The 13,081-nt window shown below is 68.0% G+C and carries 14 protein-coding genes and 1 tRNA gene; 7 read left to right on the forward strand and 8 right to left on the reverse strand.

The window, feature by feature from the left end:
• Nucleotides 1-9 precede the first annotated feature (9 nt).
• Nucleotides 10-807 carry an ABC transporter permease gene (locus tag UK23_RS24600; RefSeq protein WP_045313984.1) on the forward strand — a complete coding sequence of 266 codons (798 nt, stop codon included), beginning with the start codon at nucleotides 10-12 and terminating at the stop codon, nucleotides 805-807.
• Here UK23_RS24600 and UK23_RS24605 read toward each other — a convergent pair.
• On the reverse strand, nucleotides 804-2,735 hold the full coding sequence (locus UK23_RS24605; protein ID WP_231114653.1) for a cytochrome c oxidase assembly protein: 1,932 nt from the start codon (nucleotides 2,733-2,735) through the stop codon (nucleotides 804-806). The genes UK23_RS24600 and UK23_RS24605 overlap by 4 nt on opposite strands.
• A gap of 35 nt (nucleotides 2,736-2,770) precedes the next feature.
• Between UK23_RS24605 and UK23_RS24610 the strand changes: the two genes are divergently transcribed.
• Nucleotides 2,771-3,286, forward strand: a complete 516-nt coding sequence (locus UK23_RS24610) for a lipoprotein (RefSeq protein ID WP_045313986.1) — start codon at nucleotides 2,771-2,773, stop codon at nucleotides 3,284-3,286.
• On the opposite strand, the gene UK23_RS24615 is transcribed toward UK23_RS24610, so the two are convergent.
• Nucleotides 3,264-4,427: an MFS transporter gene (locus UK23_RS24615; protein ID WP_045314008.1), complete on the reverse strand. Its 1,164-nt coding sequence runs from the start codon at nucleotides 4,425-4,427 to the stop codon at nucleotides 3,264-3,266. The genes UK23_RS24610 and UK23_RS24615 overlap by 23 nt on opposite strands.
• Nucleotides 4,428-4,491: 64 nt before the next feature.
• Here UK23_RS24615 and UK23_RS24620 point away from each other — a divergent pair, with 64 nt between their 5' ends.
• Nucleotides 4,492-5,580, forward strand: coding sequence for a LacI family DNA-binding transcriptional regulator (locus UK23_RS24620; protein ID WP_045313987.1), 1,089 nt, complete (start codon nucleotides 4,492-4,494; stop codon nucleotides 5,578-5,580).
• Between the two features lie 127 nt (nucleotides 5,581-5,707).
• Nucleotides 5,708-5,780 (forward strand) — tRNA-Arg (locus tag UK23_RS24625).
• Nucleotides 5,781-5,927: 147 nt separating this feature from the next.
• Here UK23_RS24625 and UK23_RS24630 read toward each other — a convergent pair.
• Nucleotides 5,928-7,526, reverse strand: a complete 1,599-nt coding sequence (locus UK23_RS24630; RefSeq protein WP_045313988.1) for an HNH endonuclease signature motif containing protein — start codon at nucleotides 7,524-7,526, stop codon at nucleotides 5,928-5,930.
• A 94-nt stretch (nucleotides 7,527-7,620) separates the two neighbouring features.
• Here UK23_RS24630 and UK23_RS24635 point away from each other — a divergent pair, with 94 nt between their 5' ends.
• On the forward strand, nucleotides 7,621-8,004 hold the full coding sequence (locus UK23_RS24635) for a hypothetical protein (RefSeq protein ID WP_045313989.1): 384 nt from the start codon (nucleotides 7,621-7,623) through the stop codon (nucleotides 8,002-8,004).
• Here the strand turns inward: UK23_RS24635 and UK23_RS24640 are convergent.
• On the reverse strand, nucleotides 7,980-8,792 hold the full coding sequence (locus tag UK23_RS24640; RefSeq protein ID WP_045314009.1) for an NAD(P)H-binding protein: 813 nt from the start codon (nucleotides 8,790-8,792) through the stop codon (nucleotides 7,980-7,982). The two genes, UK23_RS24635 and UK23_RS24640, sit on opposite strands and share 25 nt — an antisense overlap.
• 85 nt (nucleotides 8,793-8,877) lie before the next feature.
• Here UK23_RS24640 and UK23_RS24645 point away from each other — a divergent pair, with 85 nt between their 5' ends.
• Nucleotides 8,878-9,639: an AraC family transcriptional regulator gene (locus UK23_RS24645; protein ID WP_045314010.1), complete on the forward strand. Its 762-nt coding sequence runs from the start codon at nucleotides 8,878-8,880 to the stop codon at nucleotides 9,637-9,639.
• Here UK23_RS24645 and UK23_RS24650 read toward each other — a convergent pair.
• The 3 genes from UK23_RS24650 to UK23_RS24660 all read right to left on the reverse strand — a co-directional run bounded on the left by UK23_RS24650 (nucleotide 9,596) and on the right by UK23_RS24660 (nucleotide 11,586).
• Entirely contained in the window at nucleotides 9,596-10,495 is a 900-nt protein-coding gene (locus UK23_RS24650; RefSeq protein WP_045313990.1) for a LysR family transcriptional regulator, read from the reverse strand. The genes UK23_RS24645 and UK23_RS24650 overlap by 44 nt on opposite strands.
• Nucleotides 10,496-10,542: 47 nt before the next feature.
• Nucleotides 10,543-10,866: a hypothetical protein gene (locus tag UK23_RS24655; protein ID WP_045313991.1), complete on the reverse strand. Its 324-nt coding sequence runs from the start codon at nucleotides 10,864-10,866 to the stop codon at nucleotides 10,543-10,545.
• Nucleotides 10,867-11,013: 147 nt separating this feature from the next.
• The gene (locus UK23_RS24660) at nucleotides 11,014-11,586 is read right to left on the reverse strand and encodes a TetR/AcrR family transcriptional regulator (protein ID WP_045313992.1); all 573 of its coding nucleotides are present in this window, start codon (nucleotides 11,584-11,586) and stop codon (nucleotides 11,014-11,016) included.
• 85 nt (nucleotides 11,587-11,671) lie between these two features.
• On the opposite strand from UK23_RS24660, the gene UK23_RS48900 reads away from it, so the two are divergent.
• Nucleotides 11,672-12,310 (forward strand): class I SAM-dependent methyltransferase, encoded by a 639-nt coding sequence (locus UK23_RS48900; protein WP_052684999.1) that lies wholly within the window; start codon nucleotides 11,672-11,674, stop codon nucleotides 12,308-12,310.
• Here UK23_RS48900 and UK23_RS24670 read toward each other — a convergent pair.
• Nucleotides 12,258-13,046, reverse strand: coding sequence for a DUF3152 domain-containing protein (locus UK23_RS24670; RefSeq protein ID WP_052685000.1), 789 nt, complete (start codon nucleotides 13,044-13,046; stop codon nucleotides 12,258-12,260). The genes UK23_RS48900 and UK23_RS24670 overlap by 53 nt on opposite strands.
• Nucleotides 13,047-13,081 lie beyond the last annotated feature (35 nt).

Raw genomic sequence — 13,081 nt, forward strand, 5'->3', positions numbered from 1 at the left:
GGGGACATCATGGCGACCTTGACCTGGCACGGCAGCAGCTACCCGACACAGGTGCTGGTGCTGACCGGCCGTTCACTCAGAGCTTTGCTGCGCACACCGCTGCTCGTCTTCTTCAGCGTGCTGCAGCCGTTGATCATGCTGACGCTGTTCAGCCAGATCTTCGGCAGCATCACCGGCACCGCGAACTTCCCGCCGGGCATGAGCTACATCGACTACCTGCTGCCCGCGATCTTGGTGAACACCGCGATGCAGTCCTCTCTCGCGTCCGGCATCGGACTCGTGCAGGACATGTCGAACGGTGTGCTCGCACGGTTCCGTTCACTACCCATCAGGCCGAGCACGGTTCTGTTGGCGCGCAACCTGTCCGACGCGGTGCGGACGGCGTTCCAGCTCGTGCTGATGATCGCGTTCGGCGTGCTCGTGTTCGGGTTCCGGCCCGACGGGGGCATGCTCGGCACTCTCGCCGCACTGGGTCTTGCCCTGGTCGTCGGCTGGGCGCTGAGCTGGGTGTTCATCGCGATCGCCGCGTGGGTGCGCAAGGCCGAGCTGATGCAGACCGTCGGCTTCCTGGCGATGTTCCCGCTGATGTTCGCGTCCAGCGCGTTCGTGCCGGTGGGTGGCCTGCCCGGCTGGCTGCAGGCGGTCGCGAAGGTCAACCCGCTGACCTACGCGGTCGATGCCGCCCGCAGCCTCGCCCTGGCCCACCCGGTCACCGGTGTGGCAGGCGCGCTGGCCACGAGCGGCGTGATCGCCGTCATCGGAGCGTTCTTCGCGGTCCGCGGTTTCCGCCGGCCGCTGGCTCTCTAGTCCTTGCCCGCCATTTTGCGGAGCATCGCGTTGTAGGCCTCGAGGTCGGCGTCGCCATCGGCGTCGGCCTTGCGGTCCAACCGCTTCGCCTCACGGGTGTCCTGCCGCGCCCACTGTGCGAGCAGGGCGACCATCACCACCAGCAACGGGATCTCCCCCGCCGCCCACGCGATGCCACCGCCGAGTCGCTGGTCCTCCAGCAGGTTCTGCACCCACGGCAGCGCGAGCCCGCGGTAGAACTGCTCGCCGATGACATTCTGCGAGCTCATCAGCACGATGCCGAAGAACGCGTGGAACGGGATCGACGCGAACAGCAAGCCGAGGCGGCCGAGCGGCGGCAGCTTGTTCGGTGACGGGTCCACGCCGATCACGGGCCAGTAGAAGACGTAGCCGACGAGGATGAAGTGGGCGTTCATCGCGAGGTGCGCCCAGTGGAACGGCAGCGCCGCCTCGAACAGCCCCGAGAAGTACAGGGCGTAGAAGGAACCGACGAACAGAGCCAGCGCCACAAAGGGGTTGGTCAGCAGCCGTGCGAGCGGTGAGTGCACAAAGGCCAGCACCCACTCTCGTGGCCCCGGCACCTCTTTGCTCACCGGCAACGCGCGCAACGCCAGCGTGACCGGTCCACCCAGGACGAACAGGATCGGCGTCAGCATCGAAAGCACCATGTGCGCTTCCATGTGGATGCTGAACATCGCCGGCGAGTACCGGCCCATCCCCGACGACGTGGCGAACAAGAGAGAGAAGCAGCCGCACAGCCACGCGACCGTGCGTCCGACCGGCCACTTGTCGCCGCGCTTGACCAGCTTGCGCACACCCACCAGGTAGAGCGCGGCGAGAACCAGTGCCGCGGTGCCGTAGATCAGGTCGAAGCGCCAGTCGAACAGGATGCGCGCCAGCGTCGGCGGCCCGTCGAGGTCGTAGCCGATCGCGAGCTCGGTGCGGCTCGGCAGTTCGAGGCTGCCGCCGGGCGGAGGCGTGCGGGCCAGCGCCACGGCCAGGCCGATCGTGAACATCATCAACAGCACTTCGAGGCCCGCGAGTTTGAGCAACGCGCGCGGCTTCCCGTCGGCCACGCCCTTCACGCCACGTTCGCGCTGGAAGTAGCCGAACACGCCGAGCAGCAGCAGACACGCCAGCTTGCCGAGCGTCAGCCAGCCGTAGGTCGACGTCACGAGGTCGGTCGGCGTGATGCGCACGAGCGCGTTGACCACACCCGAGACGGCCATGACGACCCAGCAGACCAACGCGAGCTTCGAGAACCGCGTCGCGGCAAGAGACAGATGAGCGCCGCCACGCCTGCCGTGCGCGAGCAACGCGATGAGGCCGCCCACCCACAACACGACCGCGATGAGGTGGAACAACAGGCTGTTCGTCGCCATGTCGTGCGAGCCGCCCGACGACGAGTGGCCGGTGACCGCGACCGGCACCAACGCGAAGATCGCCAGGAACAGCAGGACCGTCGCCCATCCCCACGACAGCACCAAACGGCAGCCCAGCGCGAGCAACGCCACGATGATCGCCGTCAGCATCCAGGCCTTCGACTGCTCCACCAGCATCGCCGTCGCGATCATCTGGCTGAAGCCGAACGAGCTGACCGGCCGGTCGATCGCAGCTGCTGTGTTGAACGGCACGGACAGAACCGCGCCCACGAGCCACACGAGCGCGAACCACCCAGCGGTGCGCATCGCGGCGTAACCGTCCGCTGCGAGAGTGCCGGACTTCTGCGGTGGCACGAGGAACGCCGCCAGCAGCAACGAGCCGATGGTCACCACCGCGCCGGTCTCGGTCAGCACGCGCACGATCAGCAGCCCGAGCGGAGGGTTGGGCGACAGCGCGCTGAACGCGACGGCGACGAGTGCCGCCACCGCGAACCCGATGACGACCAGAGGGACCAAGCCCGTTCTGGTGGAGCGTTCGATTGCCACGTCCAGGAGCCTACGACCCTCTAGTGTTGCGCCGTGTGAGACGTTCTCTCCTCCTCCTGCTCGCCCTCTTGACGGTGTCCGGCTGCGCGTACCACATCCAGGGCGAACCCATCGCGGCTCCGCTGCCGCCGCTCGCCATCGCGACGCCGCGCAAGACCGCGGGCGTCGACCCGTGCAAGCTGGTCACGGAGAAGGACCTCAAGCCGGTCGGGACGCTCAAGTTCCCGGCCGCACCGCGCGCCGAGCTGGCGAACTCGTGCCTCTTCACGTTGAAGGAGAACGCGTACGTGGTGGTAGCGGTCCCGTACCGGCCGTTCGAGGAGTCGAAGAACTCGCAGAAGAACGGCCGCGAGGTCCAGACCGGCAAGCACGCCACGTGGCTCAGCTGCGGTCAGCAGGACAAGGACATGGTGTGCACGGCCACCATCGCCGTGACGCGCAACGAGTCGTTGCTGGTCGCCATTGGCATGAACGGCGGCACCGAGACCAAGGCGCGTGACCTGCTGGAACCGATCGGTCAGGAAGCGCTCAAACGGATGCCGGCTGCTTAGCCGCTTTCTTCGCGAACCACGTCGCCGGGATGATCAGCGCGGTGACGAGCGCCACGAACCCGAGGGACACCACGAGAGAGCTGACGTGCGCCAGCCCGCCCACGATCGGCGGACCCGCGAGGAACCCCGTGTAGGCGATCGTCGTCACCAGGCCCAGCTCACGTTCGCCGCCGCTGCCGTCCGCGCGTTTGCCGGTCTCGCTCGCCAGGTCCATGACCACGGGGAACGAGAACGCGAGCCCCAGCCCGGCCAGGCCGAACCCCAGGTAGCCGGCGACCGGCAGGGGTACGAGAACGGCAGTCGCCAGCCCCGTCGCGGCAAGGCCACCGCCCGCGGCGAGCAGGCGATGCGGGCCGAGCGTGCGTTGGATCGGCTCACCGAACCACCGTGCGAGCGCCATCGTGACGGAGAAGCCCGCATAGGCGTATGCGCCCGCCGCGTCACCCATGCCCCGCTCACGGACCATGAACAACGCCGACCAGTCCGCCGCCGCCCCTTCCGCGATGGCGCTGCACAGCGCGACGCTCGCCAACAGCCAGAGGACAGGGCTCTTGAGCACGTTGACGCGTTCGGTTTCCTCTTCCCTATGACGCTCCCCCACTCCTCCGGGGATGGCCTTCGCTGTTATGGCCGTGATGATGAGGCCGACGAGTGCGGCCAGGAGGAAGTGCTTCATCGGCGTCCAGTGGGCCTGAGCCGCGGCGGCACTGCCCAGCGAGCCGATCAGCCCGCCGACGCTGAAGCCCGCGTGGAACTGCGGCATCAACGGCCGTTGCAGGTCGCGGACGACGACAACTGCGGCGATGTTCATCGACACGTCCATCGCCGCGACGCTCGCACCCAGTGCGATGAGCGTCAGTCCGAACTGCACCGGTGACTGCGAGAGCGCGAGCACAGGCAGAAGGAGCGGACTGAGGAGACTGCTGGCTATCAACACCGTGCGCGACCCGTGAACCGCACAGATCCGTGCTGCCAGTGGTGCCGTGAACGCCAGTCCGGTGCTCGCCCCGAGCAACGCCAGGCCGAGGCTGCCCGGTTCGGCGCCGATCTGCTCGGCGAGCGCGGGCACGCGGGAGGCCCAGGTGCCGAAGACGCCGCCGTTCAAGAGGAAGACGACGAAGGTGGCCAGGCGTGGGGACATGCGTTCCAGCATGACTGAAGCGCTTCAGTCATGCCAGTTATTTGGGTGCGATCTGTCGCATACGATGCTTTCCGTGGACGCCGACCGCCGACGCAGGCCGACGCTGGACACCGTCGCCGCCGCGGTAGGGGTTTCCCGGGCAACGGTGTCGAACGCGTACAACCGGCCGGACCAGCTGTCGTCGTCGTTGCGCGAACGCATCCTCGAGACGGCGCGCTCTCTGGGCTATGCGGGCCCGGATCCCGTTGCGCGATCCCTGGCCACACGCTCGTCGGCGGCCGTGGGTTTCATGCTGCCGCAGGGGTTGTCCGGCGCGTTCTCGGATCCAGCGCTGTCGATCGTGCTCGACGGCCTGGCGTCCACCGTCGACGGGCACGACCACAGCCTGGTATTGATGCCCGGCGATTCCACAGGCGGTCCACGTCCCTCGATCGTGGCACGCGCGCAGGCGGACGTGATGGTGGCCTACTCGCTCCCGGACTCCGCCCCCGCGTTCGACGCCGTGGCCGCCCGCGGACTGCCGCTCGTGGTGATCGACCAGCCGGTGCTGCCGGGTTCGGCACGGGTCGAGGTGCAGGATTTCCTGGGTGCCTCGCTCGCCGCCTCGTTCCTGCTGGACCAGGGGCACTCGCGCTTCGGCGTCCTGACGTTCGCGCTACACCCGGACGGAGTATCCGGACCGGTTTCCGCTGACCGCCGTTCAGCCGTGCCGTTCCGCGTGAGCCGCGACCGACTGGGCGGCTACCTCGACACTTTGGCAAAAGCCGGGGTGAAACCGGACAATGTTCCGGTGTGGGAGGCGCGCGGCAGTGATCGCGAACTCGGACGTCTCGGCGCGCGGTGGTTGCTCACCCGCACGCCGCGCCCGAGCGCTCTGCTGTGCGCGTCGGACCAACTGGCCTTCGGCTGCCTGCAAGCGGCCCGCGACCTGGGCCTGACCGTTCCTTCGGACGTGTCCGTCGTCGGCTTCGACGACGTCCCCGAAGCGGCCTACAGCGACCCACCGCTGACTACCGTGCGTCAACCCCTGGCCGATAAGGGCAGGCGCGCGGGCGAGCTGGCGCTGAAGTTACTGGCCGGGGGCAGACCGCCGCGGCCCACGAGACTCGACGTTTCACTCGTGCAGAGAGCCTCGACGGCCCCACGAACGTGATACACCTCACGTTTAGCCCGTTTTCGTCACCCGTTTGGTCGTAGGGCGGAAACGGTCGATCGACTCCGGACGATGTGTCCGGTGGGGGCATCGGCGACCACAGTTCGTGGCCGCACGGTCTCCTCAAGCCTCCGTAGCTCAGTGGAGAGAGCGAGGGACTTCTAATCCCGAGGTCGCAGGTTCGAATCCTGCCGGGGGCGCTCGTGGCGAGGGGTGAGGTGTGTCTGCGGAAAGCGCGGACCATGCCTCGCCCCTCGATTTCTATCTGGGGGCCGAGCCCCCAGACCCCCGCCGGGGGCAAGCCCCCGAACCCCCATCACGGTGGCTGCGCTACGAAGGCGGCCCGGTTAGACCCAGGTGGCGGTTACGGCGATGAAGTGGTCGGTGATGGCACTGGGGCTGGGACCCTCGGCGAACTTGACGCCGTCGAGATCCTCGTAGGCTGGGTAGCCGCTCAACGAGGGAGCCAGGACTACTCGCCAGGTTGTTGGGTCGACGGCCAGCAGCTTCTTGTCGAAGAGTTTGTGCACGTCCGCACGTAGTAGGACGCCCTCGTCCAGGATGTGTGTCTCGTGCTCGGCAAAGCTCCGCAGGTGTGCCGCTTCCAGCACTTCGGCCGGGCAACGGCCGGTGACAGCACACACGTGGCCGTAGCGACGGATCAATGCCTTGCGGAACTCGGGTTGTCCGATGCGGACGTTCGTGGTCCGTTCGGTGCGGCCACCCTTGGGCGTCTTCGCGTCGCCGCTGTCGCCGCCAGCGGTGACAGTGCGGCGTGCGGCTTTCACCTTCACGGCAGTGCTTGCTTCCGCCTCTGGAGAAGGCAACTGCACGTCCACCCTCGCCAGCATCGCCTCCAGCTTGTCGACGTCCAACGGCCGGATCGCGTTCTGCACCGCCCTGTCGGTGCACGCCTCTTTCAGGTCCTCAGCGGTGACCGCGCCATCGAGTGCGCGCCAGGTGGCGCCGTAGTAGGCGGCGTACTGCCGGACGGTCGTCGACTTGTTCTCGGGCTCATCGAACTCGTGGTTGCACGTCTCACGGCGGCATCGATAGCGCGGCTGCTGGACCTTGCGCCTGTCGAAACGGCCGCCTTTGCACTTGGGGCACACCCGCTGCCACTTCTCGACGCCGTCCTTGTGCTCGATGCGGCTGATCCGCCCGATGCCCAGGACGTCGTCGCCGTCCCGGATGACGATCACGTGGCCTTCGCGGACCTGCTGCGAGTTGCCGACGTTGTTGTCGTAGACGTAGGTGGAGCCCAGCACATCCGGGTAGCCGGCGTTGCCCCCGTACTTCCTGTCCCCCTCGGCGGAGTACATCGCCCACGCCTTGAAGGACGCGTGCTCAGCTCGGATCCTCGCGGCTTCGCGCTGCATGCCGGCTTCGTCAGCGAGAAACTCCCCCAGTACGACGAGGTCCTCGCTGCCACCGCGAGTCTCCTTCTTCTCGTAGTCGGGCAGGGCGGTCGCCAGGTTGTACAGCTTGAGCTGCACGCTGTTGACCGAGCGGAAGTTGTGCCCGCGCTTCTCCGGAGCGTGGAACGGCATCCGTTGCAGCAGCGCCGCGAAGTCCTTGACAGCGGGATCGGTGGCGCGCTGCGCGACGCGGTTGTTCGAGAAAAGCTGCGAGCAGGCCAGAATCAGCTCCTCGCGCGACCAGGTCGGCGGTCGCAGCTCCTTGACCTCGAAACCCAGCGCTCTCAACGTCTCGTTGACGAGTTCCTCATCCACGACCTCGTCCTGCCGCAGCGGAGCCTTGCCGGGCAGGTGGCCGTGCGCGGCGGCAGCGATCACTCGCGTGCCGTACCTGCCCTTGCCGATCGCGATCAAGTAGTTGCGGAACCTGTCGAAGCCGTACCTGTCGCAGAACTTCTCCAGCCCCACCTGGTCGTGCTCTGCGATTGCCGTGCGCACCGCCTCAGCGGTGATGTCTTGAACTCCCACCTATGGACAGTTTCAGGCACAAACGAACCAGACATCTACCAAATGGCCTAATGGCGACGCACGGACATAAGTGCGTCGCTAGCTACCCTGCCGCGTGGACAAGACGCGGTTGGGCATCGGAGTTGTAGTCGCGGTTCTGGTCGTGCAGACGCTGGCCAGCTTGGTGTGGAGTGCTGACTCGACGTTGACCGGTGTCGCGTTGGCGTTCAACGCGGTGGCCACGGTGTCGACCTGGTTGTTGGCCAGGCGCGGCGGGAGGGCCGCTTGGGTCGTGGCCGGGTGGTGTGCCGGGTTCTTCGGGTGGCACGTGGTGGGGCTCGGCGAGTTGGCGGGCTGGTGGACGACCGGGCTGGACGCGGCGTTCCTCGTGGCGGCGAGCTACCAGCTCTCGATCGTCTACCAGGCCGTGCTGGCCACGGCGGCTGGGTTCGCCGTGCACCTGCTGTTGCCGCGTCAGGACCAGGCTTCAGCCACGTAGGTGTCGAAGCTGGTGGCGGGGCGGCCGAGGAGGCGGGCGATGTCGTCGGTCGGCTTGGCGAGGAGGCCGTTGCGCATGGATTCGTGCATGCCGTCCAGGTCGGCGACGACTTGTTCTGGGACTCCTTGGGAGAGCAGGCTTTCGCGGTAATCGGCCGGGGAGAGCTTGATCAGTTCGATGGGGCGGCCGGTTGCCGCGGAGATCTTTCCGAGGGCTTCGGCGAACGTGACGCTCGACGGGCCGGTCAGGTCGTAGGTGCGGCCGTCGTGCTCGCCGCTCGAGGTCAGGATCAGGGCGGCGACTTCGGCGATGTCCTGGACGTCCACGAACGGTTCCGGAGTGTCGTCCACGGGCAACGAGAGGCGGCCGGCCTCCACTTCGGCCTGCCAGATCTCCTCGGAGAAGTTCTGGGTGAAGTTGTTGGCGCGCAGGATGGTCCATGCGACGCCGCACCCGCGCACTGCCTTCTCCGCCGCGTGCATGCCCTGGAAGACGTCGTCCGGTGTCCGGTCGAGGCCGCGGCCCGAGAGCAGGACAAGACGCTGCACGCCGGAAGCTTCCGCGAGTGAAACGAACGGGGCGGCCAGAGCGGGGTCTTCCGGCGCGATCAGGTACGCGGCGGTGGTGCCGGCGAGGACCGGCTGCCACGTGGACTCGTCGGCCCAGTCGAAGCGGTGTGCGCTGGAACGGGAGGCGGCGCGAACATGAGCGCCGGCGGCTTCGAGGGGGCGGACTACGCGGCGGCCGGTTTTGCCCGTCGCGCCCAGGACCAGGATCTCTTGTGTCATGGCCTTCACCCAACCCTCGATCCAAGCGCCAGAACATGGGTGAGAGTCCATCGACGATGTTCGATCGTTCCGTATGTTGGTGGGCATGGAGCCGTTCGACGAGCTGCTGCGCGGGGTGCGCGCGGATGGTGCTGGGGTGCGCCGGGTGGAGACGTCCGGGAGGCGGGTGTCGCCGGGGCTCACGTTGTACGCGGTCGTGTCCGGAGAGATCAGCGTGCGGGGCGAGACCGCGCGGGCCGGCGATCTCGTGGTCGTGCGGGAATCTGTTGCCGTGGAAGGGCATGCGTCGGCGATCAGCGGGACGTACGACGTCAAAGGGGCGGTGGCACGAAGGTTGACGGCGGTGTTGCCGGACGCGGTGGTGGCGCCTGGGGTCGCCGGGTGCGCGGAGTTCTACCGGGACGTCGACACGAGCGGGCCCAGCGTGGTCGCGGACCGGTTGCTCGACTGGCTGATGGTGTGTGCGCTGCGGGAGTGGTTCGACCGCGAGCACGGCACTGGGTGGCTGGCCGCGCTTGGCGACGAGGTGGTCGGGCCGGTGTTGCGGGTGATGCACGCGCAACCGGACAAGGCTTGGACGTTGGCGTTGCTGGCCAAGGAGGCCGGGGTGGCGCGGACGACGCTCGCCGGCAGGTTCGCGAAGCTCGTCGGGGTGCCGCCGTTGACGTACCTGACGGAGTGGCGGATGGCGGTGGCGGCGGACCTGCTGGCCGAGTCCGACGCGACGGTGGGCTCGGTGGCGCGGCAGGTCGGGTACGCGGACGCGTTCGGGTTCAGCGCCGCGTTCAAGCGCGTCCAGGGGGTCAGCCCCAGCGAGTGCCGCAGCCGGTGCGCCGCGTCTGCGTGACGTCGAGGCAGCACTGGACGAAGTCGGCCACGGCCTCGCCGGCTTCCGGCAGCCACGCGACGCCCACCTCGCTCGGGCTCACGCCGGTCACCGGGATGTAGACCACGCCAGGTCTTTCGTACAACAGCGACGTCGACGCCGGGACCAGCGCGATGCCGTGGCCGTGGGCGATGGCGTTGAGGAAGTCCTCCGGTTGTTCCGCGACAGCACCGATCCGCGCCTTGCAACCATCCCTTTCGGACGTTGCGAGCCAGTGGTCGCGCCACGTTCCCTTCAAGGCCGGCGCGACGACGACCGGGTCGTCCCACAACTCCGGGAAAGCGATCTCACGCCGTCCGGACAGGCGGTGCGAGGAAGACAAAGCCACGCAACGAGGTTCGCTGAACAACGTCCGGACACCGAACTCGTCCTCACCGGGGAACGGCAGGCGCAGCAACGCGACCGGCACCTCGGCGTGGGCCAGGCCCGCGGTCGGGTCCGTCCACGGTGCCTGCCGCAGGTCGACCCGCCAGCCCGGTCGTCGTTGGCCGAACGCGGCGACGATGTCGTCCGTTGCCACGGCGCTGGCCAGGAATCCGACGCGCAGCACACGGGCGGCGCTTCTGGTTTCGCGCACCGCGACGTCCCAGTTCGCGAGCACGGGCGGCACCCGCCGAGCGAGGGCGTGGCCGGCGTCGGTCAGCGTCATGCCGGTGCTGGACCTGGTGAAGAGCCGCACACCCAGTTGCGACTCCAGGTGTTTGAGCTGCTTTGTGAGCGACGGTTGTGACACGAAGAGCCGATGCGCCGCGCGCGTGAGGTTGCCCTCCTCGGCGATGGCGGCGAAGTACCGCAGGAGTCTCGTGTCCACGTCCATGCCGTCAGGTTATGGAGACGGGCATCGGACGGGCATGAGCTCCTGGATCAGTCAGGAAGCGTGTAGCGGTACCGAGTTGGGGCCAGGTGGTCGTCGTGAGGACTCCAGTCGGGCCACACGCGCAGTTGTCCCCCGGACAACGCCCACCGGCCGACGCCCTCGTTCACGGCACGAATCCGGTCCACGACAACAAGATCCGTCGGGTGGTTGCGCGCGTGGTAGACCTCGCCGACGGTCAGCTCGACGCCGGTGCGCCACGACGTGCTGCCCTCCTTGAGCCCCGCGAAGACCTCCTCCAGCAACGGCCGCGGCTCCGCGATCCGCGCCCGGTCCAACGGATGATCGAGCCGGTGCAGACCTCCGCACTGCATGCGCCAGCCACGACCTTTCGTCGGCACACCGCGCGCACGGCCCCGTGTGCCACTGCCAGATGTAGTTCTCCTTCTCCGACAGCGGCCCGGTCACCTCGGACCAGCCGACCAACGCCGGGCGCCCCAGCAGCGTGCGACGCCAACGGCTTATGACGCTGCCACAAACACACGGCACAGCTGGTGATCCACGAGCTCCACGGCCACCTCCGCAGACACCTGGCCGATCAGCATCTGCATCATCAGGCCGTCCACGAACGCCAGCAGCGCCATCGCGTCCTGTTCCGCATCACCGCCGGGACGCACCTGGGTGATCAGGTCCGCGACGAACGCCACCATCTGCGGAGCGCCTTCGCGCAACGGTGCGGCGAGCCGGGGTTCGACGACCGCTTGGGCCAGGAACGCGGCCAGCACCGGAGCCTCCAAGCGGGCTGCCGCGCTCAACGGCAGCAGCTCCAGCAACAACGTCCGCAAATACGTTCGCGGATCAGCCGAGTGCACCGCGCCGATGCGATCCCCCACACGAGCGCTGATCTGGTTGAACGCGAACAGGAGCATCTCGTCCTTGGTCGCGAAGTAGTGCTGCACGCGGCCCATCGACACGCCTGCTTCGGCGGCCACGTGGCGCAGCGACACCGCGTCCAGGCCGCGGGTGGCCATCACGCGGCACACGGCGTCGCCGATCTGGCGCCGGCGTTCGTCGTGGTCTACCTGCTTCGGCATGCGCACATCTCCAATGCGATCGCATTGCATCCTACGCATGCGGTGTTTTACGATGCGATCGCATTGCAAAACGGAGGGGGACGTCATGCAGCTGTGGGACTTTGCCGCGCTCACCTACTACCGCGTGCTCGACCGATTCTCGGGGACGCTCAACGCGCTCGCGATCCAGACGCTCGAGCTGCGGCCGGGCGAGGCGGTGCTCGACATCGGGTGCGGGACCGGGGCGTTGATCCCCGCGCTCGTGGAAGCCGTTGGGCCACAAGGACGTGTGGTCGCAATGGACTTCAGTTCAAAAATGGTTGCCGTCGCCAGGAAGCGGAGCAGGCGGTGGCCGAACGTCGAGGTGCGCCAAGCGGATGCGTGCGCCACCGATCACGGGGCCGGTCAGTTCGACGCGGCCACAGCACTGGGAGCGTTCAGCGCCATGCCGGACGTGCCCGGAGCGATCGCCAACGCGGCCGAGGCGCTCAAGCCCGGCGGGCGGTTGTTCGTGTTCGACGTGCGGCTGGCCGGGAAGACCCGGACCACGAGGTTCCTGAGGGCGGCCTACCGGAAGATCGCCGGGTTCAGCGGAGCCGATGTCGTCGACGAGCTCCGGAACGTGTTCGAGCAGGTGGAGCCCATCTTCAAGGTGGAAGGCGAAACGACGGCCGTGGTCATGGCCAGGAAGGTCACGGATATGGCCAGGGATTCGGCGCGCACACCTTCCCGTCCTGCGGGATGACGACGCCCTGAGGTGCACCGGCGGTGATGTGGACGATCTCGTCGTTCGAGACGCTGAACGTCTGCTGCATCATCACCGGCGCCGGGCCTCCTGCCGCGGGGCACGGGCGATGGCCCTGGCCGAAGGCGTGGCCGGTCTCGTGGTTGACCATGTACTGACGGTACGAGGTCAGGTCCGGCAGGTAGGCGACGGCGCCGCGGAACCACCGGGCCGCGCTCAGGAACACGAGGTTGCCGTCCCGGCACGACACGTCGACCGGGATTTCGTAGCCGCAGACGGAACGCGCGGTCTGCTGTGAGGTCAGCCTGACGCGCATCGACGCCGGGCCCTGCACCCGCTGGACCGACACACCGCCGCGGGCCGTCCAGCCGCGCGGGTCGGCGAGGGTGGCGTCCACGAAGGACGCGAAAGCCTGTTCATCGACGGTGATGCCGTCCTCGATCTCGACGGCATAGGTGCGCAACGGGCCGCCGGTGCCGGCCACCGGGCCCGAACCCGGGACCACGTGGAACGTGCCGGCACCGGCGGCCGGGAAATCCTGGCCGTCCGGCAGGTCCGAGCTGGACGCGTACACACGCGGCGGCGGAGCAGAAGGAGGCGGCACGGCCGAAGACGACGAGACAACGGGTGGCGGCACGGTCGGAGCGGCCGCCGGGGACGTTTCGCCTGCTAGTTGAGTCGTCGTGAGCAGCAGGGCGGTCAGTGCCACCGCCCCCAGAACCAGGTGCACCTTCATGCCGGCAACGCTCGCCGGAACTGATGAAGAACCTG

The organism is Lentzea aerocolonigenes, assembly GCF_000955955.1.
GTDB lineage: Bacteria > Actinomycetota > Actinomycetes > Mycobacteriales > Pseudonocardiaceae > Lentzea > Lentzea aerocolonigenes_A.